This is a genomic window from Roseibium sediminicola, assembly GCF_023156505.1.
In the GTDB taxonomy this organism is placed as follows: Bacteria; Pseudomonadota; Alphaproteobacteria; order Rhizobiales; family Stappiaceae; genus Roseibium; species Roseibium sediminicola.
In genome coordinates this window covers 53,914-68,252 of sequence record NZ_JALNMJ010000001.1, presented here as the reverse complement: position 1 = coordinate 68,252, position 14,339 = coordinate 53,914, and the positions used below count along the sequence as shown (strand labels likewise).

14 protein-coding genes are annotated in these 14,339 nt (G+C 61.3%); 10 read left to right on the top strand and 4 right to left on the bottom strand.

The window, feature by feature from the left end; genetic code table 11:
• The 6 genes from M0H32_RS00305 (at nucleotide 1) to M0H32_RS00280 (ending at nucleotide 5,277) form a co-directional block, all read left to right on the top strand.
• The gene (locus M0H32_RS00305; RefSeq protein WP_248149290.1) at nucleotides 1-1,395 is read left to right on the top strand and encodes an aspartate aminotransferase family protein; all 1,395 of its coding nucleotides are present in this window, start codon (nucleotides 1-3) and stop codon (nucleotides 1,393-1,395) included.
• Between the two features lie 185 nt (nucleotides 1,396-1,580).
• On the top strand, nucleotides 1,581-2,567 hold the full coding sequence (gene mbfA, locus M0H32_RS00300) for an iron exporter MbfA (protein WP_248149286.1): 987 nt from the start codon (nucleotides 1,581-1,583) through the stop codon (nucleotides 2,565-2,567).
• A 121-nt stretch (nucleotides 2,568-2,688) separates the two neighbouring features.
• On the top strand, nucleotides 2,689-3,081 hold the full coding sequence (locus M0H32_RS00295; RefSeq protein ID WP_248149283.1) for a YciI family protein: 393 nt from the start codon (nucleotides 2,689-2,691) through the stop codon (nucleotides 3,079-3,081).
• Nucleotides 3,050-4,306 carry an RNA polymerase sigma factor gene (locus M0H32_RS00290; RefSeq protein WP_248149280.1) on the top strand — a complete coding sequence of 419 codons (1,257 nt, stop codon included), beginning with the start codon at nucleotides 3,050-3,052 and terminating at the stop codon, nucleotides 4,304-4,306. The genes M0H32_RS00295 and M0H32_RS00290 overlap by 32 nt, the downstream gene beginning before the upstream one ends.
• 132 nt (nucleotides 4,307-4,438) lie before the next feature.
• Nucleotides 4,439-4,819 carry a VOC family protein gene (locus M0H32_RS00285; RefSeq protein WP_248149277.1) on the top strand — a complete coding sequence of 127 codons (381 nt, stop codon included), beginning with the start codon at nucleotides 4,439-4,441 and terminating at the stop codon, nucleotides 4,817-4,819.
• A 59-nt stretch (nucleotides 4,820-4,878) separates the two neighbouring features.
• Complete coding sequence (locus tag M0H32_RS00280) at nucleotides 4,879-5,277, top strand: MAPEG family protein (protein WP_248149275.1); 399 nt, start codon at nucleotides 4,879-4,881, stop codon at nucleotides 5,275-5,277.
• Between the two features lie 68 nt (nucleotides 5,278-5,345).
• Here M0H32_RS00280 and M0H32_RS00275 read toward each other — a convergent pair whose 3' ends face one another.
• Nucleotides 5,346-6,140 (bottom strand): MipA/OmpV family protein, encoded by a 795-nt coding sequence (locus M0H32_RS00275; protein ID WP_248149272.1) that lies wholly within the window; start codon nucleotides 6,138-6,140, stop codon nucleotides 5,346-5,348.
• Between the two features lie 16 nt (nucleotides 6,141-6,156).
• Between M0H32_RS00275 and M0H32_RS00270 the strand changes: the two genes are divergently transcribed.
• The 4 genes from M0H32_RS00270 (at nucleotide 6,157) to M0H32_RS00255 (ending at nucleotide 11,336) form a co-directional block, all read left to right on the top strand.
• On the top strand, nucleotides 6,157-6,873 hold the full coding sequence (locus tag M0H32_RS00270) for a TetR/AcrR family transcriptional regulator (RefSeq protein ID WP_248149269.1): 717 nt from the start codon (nucleotides 6,157-6,159) through the stop codon (nucleotides 6,871-6,873).
• A 204-nt stretch (nucleotides 6,874-7,077) separates the two neighbouring features.
• A complete protein-coding gene (locus tag M0H32_RS00265; protein ID WP_248149266.1) occupies nucleotides 7,078-7,560 on the top strand; it encodes a hypothetical protein in 483 nt (160 codons plus the stop codon).
• Nucleotides 7,561-7,563: 3 nt separating this feature from the next.
• A complete protein-coding gene (locus M0H32_RS00260; protein WP_248149264.1) occupies nucleotides 7,564-9,798 on the top strand; it encodes an ATP-binding protein in 2,235 nt (744 codons plus the stop codon).
• Nucleotides 9,795-11,336 carry a DUF3369 domain-containing protein gene (locus M0H32_RS00255; RefSeq protein WP_248149260.1) on the top strand — a complete coding sequence of 514 codons (1,542 nt, stop codon included), beginning with the start codon at nucleotides 9,795-9,797 and terminating at the stop codon, nucleotides 11,334-11,336. Before M0H32_RS00260 ends, M0H32_RS00255 begins: the two co-directional genes overlap by 4 nt.
• A 9-nt stretch (nucleotides 11,337-11,345) precedes the next feature.
• Here M0H32_RS00255 and M0H32_RS00250 read toward each other — a convergent pair whose 3' ends face one another.
• From M0H32_RS00250 to M0H32_RS00240, 3 genes are read right to left on the bottom strand one after another with little or no spacing between them, the layout of a single operon-like run.
• Complete coding sequence (locus M0H32_RS00250) at nucleotides 11,346-11,879, bottom strand: DUF934 domain-containing protein (protein WP_248149257.1); 534 nt, start codon at nucleotides 11,877-11,879, stop codon at nucleotides 11,346-11,348.
• Nucleotides 11,880-11,913: 34 nt separating this feature from the next.
• Nucleotides 11,914-12,675 carry a phosphoadenylyl-sulfate reductase gene (locus M0H32_RS00245; RefSeq protein ID WP_248149254.1) on the bottom strand — a complete coding sequence of 254 codons (762 nt, stop codon included), beginning with the start codon at nucleotides 12,673-12,675 and terminating at the stop codon, nucleotides 11,914-11,916.
• Nucleotides 12,662-14,320: a nitrite/sulfite reductase gene (locus M0H32_RS00240; protein WP_248149251.1), complete on the bottom strand. Its 1,659-nt coding sequence runs from the start codon at nucleotides 14,318-14,320 to the stop codon at nucleotides 12,662-12,664. The genes M0H32_RS00245 and M0H32_RS00240 overlap by 14 nt, the downstream gene beginning before the upstream one ends.
• Between the last annotated feature and the right edge of the window lie 19 nt (nucleotides 14,321-14,339).

The window sequence follows — 14,339 nt, the reverse complement described above, 5'->3', positions numbered from 1 at the left end:
ATGACGGCCCATTCCAACATCTATCCAACCAAGGCGCTGCAAGAGCTGGACGCCGCCCATCACTGGCATCCGTTCTCGGACATGAAGAGCCTCAATGACGAGGGCAGCCGGGTGATCACCAGCGCCGACGGCGTCTGGCTGACCGATTCCGACGGCAACAGGATTCTCGACGGCATGGCCGGCCTCTGGTGTGTCCAGGTGGGCCATGGCCGCAGGGAAATCGCCGACGCCGTCTACAAGCAGATGAACGAGCTGTCCTATTACAACACGTTCTTCAAGACGACCCATCCGCCCGCGATCGCCCTGTCGGAAAAGCTGGCCAAGCTGGCTCCGGCACACATGAACCGGGTGTTCTACTGCTCGTCCGGGTCCGAAGCCAACGACACCGTGTTCCGCATGGTGCGCACCTATTGGGACAAGCTCGGCAAGCCGGACAAGAAGGTGATCATCGGCCGCTGGAACGGCTATCACGGCTCGACGCTTGCCGGCACCAGCCTTGGCGGCATGAAGGCCATGCACAAGCAGGGCGACCTGCCGGTCCCGGGCGTGCACCACATCGACCAGCCCTACTGGTTCGGCGAAGGCCAGGACATGAGCCCGGACGATTTCGGCATCGCCATGGCCCGGAAGCTGGAAGAAGCCATCGACCAGCTCGGTGAAGACAAGGTTGCTGCCTTCATTGCCGAGCCGATCCAGGGCGCCGGTGGCGTGATCATCCCGCCGGAAACCTACTGGCCGGAAATCCGCCGTATCCTGAAGGAACGCGACATCCTGTTCGTTTCCGACGAAGTCATCTGCGGCTTCGGCCGGCTCGGTGAATGGTTCGGTGCCGACTATTACGGCATGGAGCCGGATCTGATGCCGATCGCAAAAGGCCTGACCTCCGGCTATCTGCCGATGGGCGGCGTGCTGGTTTCCGACCGGGTTGCCGAAGGCCTGATGCTGGCGGGCGAGGACTTCAATCACGGCTATACCTATTCCGGCCATCCGGCCTGCGCCGCGGCCGCGCTTGCCAATCTGGAGATCATCGAGCGCGAAGGCCTGGTCGACCGCGTCAAGAACGACATCGGCCCCTACCTTAAGGAACGCTGGCTGAAACTCGGTGAGCACGAACTTGTGGGCGAAGCGCGCATGACCGGTCTCGTCGGAGCGCTGGAACTGGTCCCGGACAAGGCCAATCCGCGCAAGGCCTTCAAGGAAGTCGGCGTGCCGGGTCTGCTCTGCCGCGACATTTCCTTTGAGCACGGCATGGTCATGCGCGCGGTGCGCGACAGCATGATCATCTCGCCGCCGCTTGTGCTCTCGCACGAGGAAGCGGACCACATGGTGGCAACGGCTGAAAAGACGCTCAACGACACCCACCGCGTCCTGAAACGGGACGGCTGGTTGGGCTGAAACAGACAGCGGACCGGCTCCAGCCTGGCGGAATGCGTCAAGATGTAGCCGGTCCGGCCTCCCCTTTGTCGGCAAACGCCTCTTGCCAGATGCCCCCTCCAAGGGCGTAAATCAAAGTCGCTGCTCGCCCGGCTTCCATCCGGAGCCGGAACGGCTGCGATTTGATCGGTTTCTTGCGAGGCAGGATGTTCAGACGGGTTTTCGGGCTGGGAAAACGGGACTTTTCGTCGCTCACCGAACAGGAGATCCTGGCGCTCGCGATTTCTTCCGAAGAAGACGACGCCCGCATCTACAAGGCCTATGCCGACGGCCTGCGAGACCAGTTTCCGCAATCCGCCAAAGTCTTCGACGATATGGCGGAAGAGGAGAACCAGCACCGGCAGCAGCTGATCGACCGGCACCGAGCCCGCTTCGGCGACACCATTCCGCTGATCCGCCGCGAACATGTCCGCGGCTATTACGAGCGCAAGCCGGACTGGCTCGTGCGCCCGCTCGGGCTGGACAAGGTCCGGACCATGGCCGAGGACATGGAAGCGCAGGCCTACCGCTTTTATATCGAGGCCGCCAAACGCACTTCGGACGCCAGCACCCGCAAGTTGCTCGGCGATCTGGCGCTGGCCGAAAAGGGACATGAAGGCCTGGCGCAGCGCCTCGGTCTCAAGCACACGCCGGAAGATGTCCAGGACGAGGAGCGGCAGACCGAGCGCCGCCAGTTCATTCTGACCTATGTGCAGCCCGGACTTGCCGGGCTGATGGACGGGTCGGTGTCCACCCTCGCGCCGATCTTCGCGGCCGCCTTTGCCACCCAGGATACCTGGCAGACCTTTCTGGTCGGCCTGTCGGCTTCGGTCGGCGCGGGCATTTCCATGGGCTTCACGGAAGCCGCCCATGACGACGGCGTCCTGTCCGGGCGCGGCTCGCCGGTCAAACGCGGTTTTGCCTCCGGCATCATGACGGCGCTTGGCGGCCTCGGCCATGCGCTGCCCTATCTGATCCCGCATTTCTGGACGGCGACGACGGTGGCCGCCGTGATCGTCTTCGTCGAATTGTGGGCGATTGCCTGGATCCAGAACCGGTTCATGGAAACCCCGTTCCTGCGCGCCGCCTTCCAGGTGGTTCTCGGCGGATCTCTCGTCTTCGCCGCCGGGGTCCTGATCGGCAACGCCTCCTGAGCGCGCCATCCGCCGTATCGGCAGTTTTCACAGTGAATTCAATTTTCTTCGCCGCGCCTGTCGGCTAAGCTCCCCGCCGCACGTTCCTTGGGCAACGATCCCATGGAACCGGAGGATGATGATGCTTTTTTCCGTTTTGATATATGCCAGCGAAGATTTCATCGACGCGCTTTCGCCGGAAGAACACGCGGCGCTGCTCAAGAAGCACGGCGCCTTCCACGAACACACCAAGGCCAACCGGAATTTCGCGGCGGCGACCAAGCTGATGTCCACGGGCACATCCGTCACCATCAGCCGTGACAGCGACGACTTTGTCGTCACCGACGGCCCTTTCGCTGAGACCAAGGAACAGTTCATGGGTTTCTACCTGCTCGACTGCGCCACACTGGAAGAAGCGATCGAGGCGGTGAAGATCCTGCCGCTCGATCATGGCCGCATCGAAATCCGGCCGGTGGAATTCTTCGAAGGAGCCGACTTCAAGAATGCCGAGCGCCTGGTTATCAACGCATCTTAGGGCCGCTCGCCCGCGCGCCCTGGCGGCCCTGAATCGCGTCTTCGGCGACATCGACCTTGCCGAGGACGCCTTCCAGGAAGCCTCTCTCAAGGCGTTGAGATCCTGGTCGCCGGACCAGCTGCCAGCCGATACGGTCGCCTGGCTGATCGTGGCCGGGCGCAATGCCGGCATCGACACCTTGCGCAAGCGGCGGCGCGAAACCCTGACCGCGCCGGAAGACCTGGAGCCCACATTCGACGGGTCCCATCCCGAAGACGGCCTGAGCGAAGACATCGATCATGCCGTCTACCGCGACGACATCCTGCGGCTTCTTTTCACCTGCTGTCATCCCGTCCTGCGCAAGGACCAGCAGATCGCCCTGTCGCTGAAGGTGGTTGCCGGCCTGTCGGTCGAGGAAGTTGCCCGGGCCTTTCTGGTGCAGCCGAAAACCATGGAACAGCGCATCACCCGGGCGAAGAAGAAGCTTCAGGCGGCACGGCTGGACTATGAGGTACCGGACGCGACCGGGCGGGCGCAGCGGCTGTCGGCCGTCGCCAATGCCATCTACCTCGTCTTCAACGAAGGATATTCCGCCTCGCAAGGGTCCGAGTTGATCCGCGAGACCCTGTGCGAGGAAGCCGTCCGGCTGGCGCGCCTGCTGGTGCGCCTCTTCCCGGAAGAACCGGAATTGCGCGGGCTTCTGGCGCTCTGCCTGATCCAGCATTCGCGGCGGCAAGCGCGACTGGACGGTGACGGGCAACTCGTCACGCTTGAGCACCAGGACCGGACACTGTGGGATCGCAGGCTGATCGCGGAAGGCAATATTCTGCTCCAGACCGCCTTGCTGCGCACGCGCCCCGGGCCGCTTCAGATCGAAGCGGCCATTGCCGCAACCCATACACGCGCCGCCAGCTATGACGATACCGACTGGGCCGAAATCGACCGGCTTTACCGGGCCCTGGAGCATGTCCGGCCGTCTCCGGTCGTCGCCCTTAACCGGGCTGTGGTCCAGGCAAAGCTGGAAGGACCGGAAGCGGCCCTGATGCGCCTGGAGCCGTTGGCGGCGCCGCTGGAGCGTTATCCGGGATATCACACCGTCCGGGCATCCTTTCTGGCGGAAATCGGCCGGTTCGAGGACGCGCAGGACGCTTACCGTCTAGCTCTCGCGCTCGCGGGGACGGAGGTCGAACGCGCGTACATCCGCCGGAAACTTGCCGGCGCGGCGCCGGAGCCCCCCCCTGTCTGACGGCAAAAACCAGGGCGTCAGAGATAACATTTCAAAAAAAGTTATGGCGCCTGTCGGTTCTGCCGAGGCCCCGACGTCCTTTGATCACCTGGGCCGACCCAGGCGGTTGATTTCAAGGATAGGACGACAGAGATGAGCAATCCGATGCAAACCCATGGTGCCTTCAGCTGGATGGAGCTGCACAGCGGTGACAGCGGCAAGGCCAAGGATTTCTATTCCAGTCTGCTTGGCTGGCGCACGGAAGAGATGGAAATGCCGGACATGACCTATTCGGTAATTGCCAATGGCGAGGACAAGATCGGCGGCTTCCCGCCCATGGCGGCCGATACGCCGCGCTGGCTGCCCTATGTCACCGTCGACGATGTCGATGCAAGGGTGGAAAAGGCAAAGTCCCTCGGTGCGACCATCGCGATGGAGCCCTTCAGCGTGCCGACCGTCGGCCGCATGGCGACGATTGTCGATCCGGTCGGTGGTGTGATCGCCCTCATCACCTACGAGGCGCCTTCGGAGTGACAAGGCCGGGCGGGTCAGTATTGACGGCCCGCCCTCCCCGATAGAAACGGAGAGTTTCCATGGACCTGATAACTTCGCTGCCGGTCACTCTGGTGTTCATCGCCGTTTTCGCCCTGTTGCAGATCCCGATGACCGTCGCGGTCGGGCTGCTCCGGGCGCAGACCGACATTCACTTCATGGATGGCGGCAACACTACCCTGCTTCGGCGCATGCGCGCCCATGGCAATTACACCGAAACCGTGCCGATGAGCCTGCTCGCCATGGCCGCCGCCGAACTTTCCGGCGCGCCGACGCCCCTGCTTTGGGCCGTTGGTGGCTCGCTTCTGATGGGACGGCTGCTGCACTACGGAACGCTGGTCACATCCGGTTTCGGTATTGGCCGGGCAATCGGCATGATCCTGACCTTCGCACCGCTGCTGATCTGCCCGATCTATGTGCTGCTTGCCCTGTTCGGATGAAAGGAGACCGGCCAGACGCTTCCGCGCCGGCCGGTCTCATCGAACGCGATGTGCCGCGGCGCGGGCAGTCAGAACTTGTACCAGAGAAACAGGCTGCCATGGCCGCTGGTGGCCTCGCCCCGGTCCTTGACGATCGGACTGTCCGCCATGCTGCCGAGCAGCACGGAGCCGCCGACCATGCCACCGACGCCCCAATGCTCGTTGACGGCGAACCTCGAGGAGACATCGAGTGTGACATCCCGGAACCCCGCATCGGAGTCGTAGCGGTTGAGCCCGCTCGCGGCGGACCCTGCGGACGTTACGGAATAATAGGCATTGGCATAGGCACCATCGACGAAGGTCGTCGAAAGATCGACGCCGAAGGCGAGTCGTTCGGTTGCGTTGATCTCATAGCCGACACTGAAGGTCGCTGTGGTGCCGCTGTCGCCCATGACGTCATGGGCGATTTCCAGATTGGCGCCGAGGGAATCGCGCTGCAGCAGCAAACCGGCATAACCGCCGCCAACAACGCCGCCGACCCAAAGCTCCGCGTCGACGTCAGGCAGCTTGTCCACCACCTTGTCCTTCACGTCCTTGCGCCCCGTGCCATAGCCGATCAAGGGACCGGCATAGAAACTCTCGAAAGGCAGAACGTTGGCGGTGGCGGTCAGACCATTGAATTTGACGAAATAGGGCCCCTTTTGCACTGAGGCGATGATGCCCGGCGCGAACCCGTACTCCTTGGATCCGAGATATTCCGGGCCAAAAAACGCGCCCCCGCCAACGACTACGTCCCAATCGTTGGTCTCCTGTGCCGAGGTTTCCCCTGCGACAAGGGCGACGCTTGCAACGACTCCCGCACGAACATAACACTTAGACATCATATGATCACTCTCAGCAATGCGACCCCAGCAATGTTGTCAGTGTCTATATGCACAGATTTCCGCAGTCAATGAAAATGTTGACACTGTCTATTTATGGGAGGATCCCGGGCTGAGCGAACCGAAATATCATCACGGCAATCTGAAGGAAGCGCTGATCCAGGCGGGGCTCGACATCCTTAAGGAGGACGGGCTGGAAAGCCTGTCTCTCAGGGCCTGCGCGGCGCGTGCAGGCGTGTCTCATGGCGCGCCAAAGAACCACTTCGCCAATCTGGCCGTGCTGCAGGCCGCAATCGCCACGGAGGGGTTCCGCCAGTTCGCAGCGACCATGCGTGCCCATATGGCCGACGCGCCGAACGACGCCCGCTCCCAGATCCTGGCAAGTGCGAGAGGCTATACCGCTTTTGTCGAGGACAACCCGGCGCTGTTCCGTCTGATGTTTTCGATGGAGCGCGACATTGACATCTATCCGGACCTCCTGCCGGTCAGCCGCGAGGCCTATGGCGTGTTGCGTGAGGTTTCCGAGGGCCTGGCGGCCGACAACTGCGAAAACCCGGTGCACAGAACATCCGTCGAGACGATGCTGTGGACCTTCATTCACGGCTACGCCAATCTCAAGGCCAATCGGCAGTTCTACACCGCCAACGCGGAAACCGGCCGGGACCCGGAGCTTGAGGAGATCTTTCCGCGGTTTCTTTACGTGGAACGGGAGGCGGACACGGACGGTTCGCCGTAACGGGGTGACGCCGTCCACCGCCTGAGAAAGATCCCGCTCGCCAAATAGACACGGCAAATACCTGTAGTTTTACTTAGATCAAAGTGACAATTGCGATTTTCATCATCTTTAAAAATCTCGCCTTAACTCGTTAGCTTTTAAAATTACCGTAGAAGCAATGCCGGAATCACTTGGCTTCACAGCAACGACTGGGCGGAAAATTGGATGATCAGGCAGGTATTTCTCATTCTAAGCCTTGCGCTCGGTGTTGCCACACCAGCCTTTTCGGCAGATGGCGAAACGACGATCCTGGTTATCCAAGCCGGTCAAACGTTGGAAAGCCGGGAAATCTCCGTCGCAGAGATCGAGAAAGCCGGCCTCCAGGAGGTACAGGCCTTCAACCCTTATGAGAAGCGCATCGAGACCTATAGCGGCGTCTGGATGCAGGACTTTGTGGCCGCCTTCGGAACGGCGGAAACGTCTTCACTGACAACGCGGGCAATCGACGATTACGAAATCACCTTCAGCAAGGAGGAATGGCAGGGTCTGCGCATTCTCATCGCCACCCGCGTCGACGGCGAATATATCGATTTCGACCGCAAGGGACCGATGCGCATCATTTTTCCGGATTACGACGAGAAACACAAAGACTACCAGACCAACCTGCCCAAGTGGACCTGGATGATCACCGAAATTGCGATGGAGTAACCCTTGGTCACGAGGTCTTTCGCATTTGTATCAGGGCTGCTTGTGGTGGCGGTCGTCCTCGCGGGAGCCTATCTGGCCTATTCCTTCGATCAGGTCCCCGCCCGGATAGCGGAAGCCAGCAAAACCATGCGCATGACCGATTCCATGCGCCTTACGCTCAAGGTCGCCCTGTTGTCGCAACGCGGATCGGAGACCTATCTGCTCGCAGTCCAGACACACGACAAAAAGCTGCTCGACGATGCCAAGAACCTGACCAAAGCGTCGATCGGTTTTGTTTTCAGCGACTATATCGACAAGGATGACCTTGTTGAACGGGCTGTTCCCCTGTTGCGGCAGAACCTGTCCCTGATGCAGACCGGCGGACTGGACCCGACCCCGGACGTTCTGGACACGCTCAAGACGAACACAAGGGAAATCTACCGGATCGCCGAACAAATCGAGAAAGACATCTGGGTGAATTTCCAGACCGAATTCGTCGAGTTCCAGAACAACGAAACCCGGCTGCGCATTCAGTACCAGTTCATGATCATCGCAGCCGTTGTTGTGTCACTTGTGCTGCTGGCCGTCTTTGTCAGGCAGCGCAGTCTGAACCGCGAATTGCGCACGATCGATGCCGGTCTCCGCGAAAGCGAGCACTTGTTGAGGGAAGCCCAGTCCCTGGCGCGTCTCGGCAACTGGGATCTGGATCTGCGCACGGGACAGGCCCGCTGGTCGGACGAAGAATTCCGGCTGCTCGGCTATCAGCCCGGACAGGTGAACCCCTCCGCCGAAGCCTTCATGGCCGCGGTGCATCCCGACGACCGGGCGGATGTCGCGGAAGAGATGGAGCGCTCCATGGATCCGGAGCAGGAAGCGCCTTACAGCATCGTGCACCGGGTCAGGACGGCGTCCGGCGATCGCTTTCTGCAACAGCATGGCCAGGTCGAGTTTTCAGCGGACAAACAGCCGTTGCGCATGGTCGGCACGACGGCCGATATCACCGAGCTGCGCAGCAGTCAGCTGGAGCTGGAACGCTATCGCGACCAGCTTGAGGAGCTGGTTGAGGAACGGACCCGGGATCTGGAAAAGGAAATCAGCGACCGCCGCAGGATTCAGGAAGACCTGCACAGAAGCGAAACCCGCCTCCGGCAGATCCTGGACAGTTCCTCCGCCGGGATCTCGATCCTGCGCATGCATCCCATCCGGCGCATTTACGCCAACCAGCGGTTTCTTGAATTCTTTCATGCCGAGTCGTTCGAACAACTCGACGAATTCGGCTTCGAGAACACGTTCGTCGAGCCTGGAGACCTGGAAACCGCCGGTGCCTGTGTCGAACGCGGCGAAGGCTTTCAGCGCTTTGTCATGGAGCGGCGCCGGGTGGACAACACCACCTGGTGGGGGCTGCATGACGCCATACCGATCGAGTTCGAGGACGCGCCGGCGACCATCGTCTGGCACTACGACATCACCGATCAGAAGCTGGCGGAAAAGGAGCTGGTGCAGACCGAGAAACTGGCTTCACTGGGCGGTCTGGTCGCGGGCCTCGCCCACGAGGTCAACACGCCGATCGGTGTCGGCCTGACGGCAGCGACCTTCATGGAGGAAAAGGTTGCCGATGTGACCGGAGAGGTCGAAAAGGAAAGCCTGACACGCCGTGGTCTCGAGGAGTTTCTCGATCTGGCGGGGCAGTCTTCCAGGATCATCGTCGCCAATCTGCATCGCGCCTCCGAACTCGTCAGCAGCTTCAAGCAGGTTGCCGTCGATCAATCCAGTGACGAGTTGCGCACCTTCAAACTGGTCGATTACATCGACGAGATCCTGCTCAGCCTCCTGCCTCAGACCAAGAAAACGCCGCACACGATCACCGTGACCGGTGACAGGGACGTTGTGCTGACCAGTTTTCCCGGCGCGCTCTCCCAGATCATCACCAACCTTGTGATGAATTCGCTGAATCATGCCTTTGACGAAGGCGAAGCCGGCGAGATCCGGATCGATGCCTCCCGCTCTGGCCAGAACGCTCATATCCACTACAGCGACAGCGGCCGGGGTGTTTCGCCCGAGGTTCTGAACCGGATTTTCGATCCCTTCTTTACAACCAAGCGCGGCAGCGGCGGCAGTGGCCTTGGCATGCATATCGTCTACAATCTGGCAACGAAGAAGCTGGGCGGCGGCGTTGTCTGTGAAAGCACGCCGGGACAGGGGATTTCGGTCCATCTCACCGTTCCCCTCAGCCAGCCCAAGCCCCAGGACGGCTCATGAGCAAGCAGAACGAAAAGATTCTCTATTCGGAAGACCCGGGCTTCGAGCCGTATGCCGGCAGGCCCTGGAAGATCATGCTCGTTGACGACGAGCAGTCCATTCACGATGTCACCCGTCTTGCGCTCTCCGGATTTTCATTTGATGACCGCCCCCTGGAATTCGTTTCGGTCTATTCCGGCGAGGAAGCCCGACGAGCCATTCTCGACCATCCCGACACGGCGCTGATCCTTCTGGATGTGGTGATGGAGAGCGAAACGGCGGGGCTGGACGTTGCCCAGTTTATCCGCGAGGAAGCCGGTAATTCCTCGGTCCGTATCGTGCTGCGCACCGGCCAGCCCGGACAAGCACCTGAACGCGACGTGATCGCACGCTATGACATCAACGACTACAAGGAAAAGACAGAACTGACTTCGCGCAAGCTGTCGACGCTGATGTACGCGTCGCTGCGCTCTTACCGGGACATCGTCGAGCTGGAGAAAAACAAGCGCGGCCTGGAGGCGGTGATCGAGGCCTCTGCAAGCATGTTCGAGCTGCAAACGAAGGAAAACCTGGCACAAGTCGTTCTGGATCAACTCGGCAACCTGCTCCAGAAGCAATGTGATCTGTCCATCGGCGCGACGAGTGCCTTTGCCGCCCAGGGCTGGGGCCAATCCGTCACAATCATTGCAGCAACGGGCCGTTACGCGCCGCATGTCGGCCGCGACCTGATCAGCATCCAGGACCCGCCGACCTTGCGGGACGTCACCTCGGCCCTCACCTGCAGCCAGAGCGAGATCACTTCGGATCACTACACCGCCGTCATCAGGTGCCGGGACGGGATCAAGCGGCTGGTGCATCTGCAAGGACTGCTGGGTGAGCCGACCGACCTGAACAGGTCACTGCTCAACCTCTTCGAGCGCAATGTCGCCATCGCCTGCGAAAACATGGACCTCGTCCACGAGATCGAACAGACCCAGGTCGAAATGGTAGACATACTCGGCGAGACGATTGAAACCCGTTCTCTGGAAACCGGACATCACGTGCAGCGGGTCGCCGAGATCAGCAAGCTACTTGCGCTGGAATACGGTTTGCCCGAAGAGGAAGCGGAAGTCATCCGGCTGGCCTCGCCGCTCCACGACATCGGCAAGATCGGCATCCCCGACGCAATCCTGAACAAGCCGGCCAAGCTGACCCGCGACGAGTGGGAGATCATGAAGACCCACACGACGCTAGGCTACGACATGCTGAAATCGTCAAGCCGGAAAGTGCTTCAGGCCGGCGCGATCATCGCGCGCGACCATCACGAGAAATGGGCGGGTGGCGGGTATCCGGCCGACAAATGCGGCGAGGACATCCATCTCTACGGCCGCATCACGGCCGTAGCCGATGTCTTCGACGCACTCGGCAGCGAGCGCTGCTACAAAAATGCCTGGCCGCTCGAGCAGATCCTGGAACTGATGAGGACCGAACGCGGTCGCCATTTCCAGCCCGAACTGGTCGATATTCTGCTCGCCAATATCGACGCGGTGGTCGACATCTGCCGGCAGAACAGGGACTGAGCGTGCCGGCTACTCCGCAGCGACGGAGATGTCGCGCTGGGAGCGGCGTGCCCAGGGGCGGGTGCCTTCCGGAATCTCGTCGACCGTGCCAACCGGCTGCAGGTATTTGGTGACTTCCGGCCATTCACCGGCCTTCAGCGCCTTCAGCACTTCCGGCTTGGAAATGTCGAAGGAAGAGACGCCGCAGCGCCGTGCCAGAGGCACCTGGTCGAGAATGTATTTGCCGACGGCCCGGATATCGCCCTTGTAGCCGATCTGTTCACGCAGGACGCGGGCGGCGGAAAAGCCGCGGCCATCCGCAAAGCTCGGAAAGTCCACGGCAACCAAGGCCAGGCCGTCCAGATAGGGCACCAGCAATTCGACATCGTCGCCGGCCTCGACAAGGACCGCCGTCCTGCCGTCCTGGTCCAGCCAAGTGGCCGCCTCGGCCAGGAACAGTGTCTGCGGCACCAGCGCATCGCCTCGAACGGCCGTACCCGTTTCGGCGTCCACGCTGATCCAGCTTTCCTCGACGAACTCGCCGTCCTTGTAAATCGTTGCCATTCTTCGTGTCCTCAAACGTATCTGTCGGTGGCGGTCAGATACCGCTGCCGTCAATTTCCTTGCCATGGGTCGGCCAGTGAATGCCGCATTCGGTCTTGTCCTGACCGCGCCAGCGACCGGCGCGCGGGTCTTCGCCCGGCGCCACCTTACTGGTACAGGGCATGCAACCGATGGACGGGTAGCCCTGCGCGACCAGTGGATGCGGCGGCAGCTCGTGGGCCCTCGCATAATCCAGAACCTCGGTAGCTGTCCAGTCAGCCAGCGGGTTGACCTTCACCCGGCCCTCGTCGATCTCGAATTTCTCCAGACTGGCGCGGGTCGAACTCTGGTGGCGCTTGCGGCCAGAGATCCAGGCCTCGAAACCGTTAAGCGCCCGTTCCAGCGGCACGACCTTGCGGATGTGGCAGCAGGCATCGGTGTCGCTCATCCAGAGCATGCCGGCCGGATCCTGTTCGGCAAGGTCGTCCTTCGCCGGCTTGAAGGTACGCACGTCGGTCAGGCCGAGTTTTTCGATAAGCTCATCGCGGTAGAGAAGCGTTGCCGGAAACAGTTTCACCGTGTCGATGAAAAGAACCGGCGTCGTCGGATCGATCTGGGAAACCATGTGCAACAGCACCGCCGAGTCGGCCCCGAAACTGGAGACCATGGCAATGCCATCGGCAAACTGGTGCCGGATGGCTGCGCGCAGGATCTCGTCCGCGGTTGCATCCTCGAACTGGGCATTGAGAGCGGCGACTTCCGCCTGCAATCCCAGCTCCGGGTCAACGCCTAGGCTGAATGTCTCATGCAGCGCCATAAAGGGCCTCCTTGAAGGGTACCTCCCCGATCCGCCGATAGGCTTCCAGGAAAGTCTCTTCTTTGCCGACACGCAGGCCGAGATAGGTATCGACCAGCTTCTCGATTGCATCGACCACTTCCTCTGAAGAGAAGCCGCGGCCGATGATTTCACCGATGGACGCGTTTTCATTGGCGGAACCGCCAAGCGTCACCTGATAGAATTCCTCGCCCTTCTTCTCCAGGCCGAGAATGCCGATGTGACCCACATGGTGGTGGCCGCAGGCGTTGATGCAGCCGGAGATCTTGATCTTCAATTCGCCGATCTCCGCCTGACGTTCCGCCGTGCCGAAGCGCTCAGAAATGCGCTGCGCCACCGGAATGGAGCGGGCGGTTGCCAGGGCGCAATAATCCATGCCCGGGCAGGCGATGATGTCGGTAATGAGACCGGCATTGCCTTCGGCGATCTCGGCGGCGACCAGCCGGTCGAACAGCGCGGGCAGATCGTCCAGCTTCACATGCGGCAGAATGACGTTCTGCTCGTGGCTGATACGCAGTTCGTCATGGCCGAATTTCTCGGCCAGGTCCGCGATCACGTCCATCTGGTGGTCGGATGCATCGCCCGGAATACCGCCGATCGGTTTCATCGACAGGGTCACCGACGTATAGCCCGGCACCCGGTGCGGGTTGAGATTGTGCGCGACGAACTGGGCGAAAGCGGCATCGCTCGCCTTACGCGCCTCTACCGCGCCGGAGGTGGCGGCACCGACTTCCAGCGGCGGCGGCGCAAAGTAGGCTTCGATGCGGCGCACCTCCTCGTCCGGCAGACGCAGGACGCCGTAGCGGATCTTCTCGAATTCGGCCTCGATATCCGCCTTCAGTTCGTCAAGACCGGTCTCGTGGACCAGGATCTTGATGCGGGCCTTGTACTTGTTGTCGCGGCGGCCATAGCGGTTATAGACGCGCAGGATCGCTTCCGAATAGGCCAGGAGGTCTTCTTCCGGCAGGAAGTCACGCACCTTGCGGCCGATCATCGGCGTGCGGCCGAGACCACCGCCGACAAAGACTTCAAAGCCGATCTCGCCATTCTCGTTCCGCGTCAGCTGCAGGCCGATGTCATGGACCTGGACGGCGGCGCGGTCATTCGGGGCGCCGGTGATGGCGATCTTGAATTTGCGCGGCAGGAACGAAAATTCCGGGTGCAGCGACGACCACTGGCGCAGGATCTCGGCATAGGGACGCGGGTCGGCGATCTCGTCGGCGGCAGCGCCGGCGAAATGGTCCGCGGTCACGTTGCGGATGCAGTTGCCCGACGTCTGGATGGCGTGCATTTCGACTTCCGCCAGCTCTTCCAGGATCTTGGGCGTGTCTTCCAGCTTCGGCCAGTTGAACTGGATGTTCTGGCGCGTGGTGAAGTGACCATAGCCCTTGTCATAGGTGCGGGCGATATGGGCGAGCTTGCGCATCTGGCGGCCGTTGAGCGTGCCATAGGGGATGGCAACGCGCAGCATGTAGGCGTGGAGCTGCAGATAGAGCCCGTTCATCAGGCGCAGCGGCTTGAACTCGTCCTCGGAGAGTTCGCCTGCGAGCCGCCGGCGGACCTGGTCCTTGAACTGCTCGGTGCGCTGGTTGACGAAACTGGCGTCGAATTCATCGTAACGGTACATGTTCTGCTCCTTGCCGGGC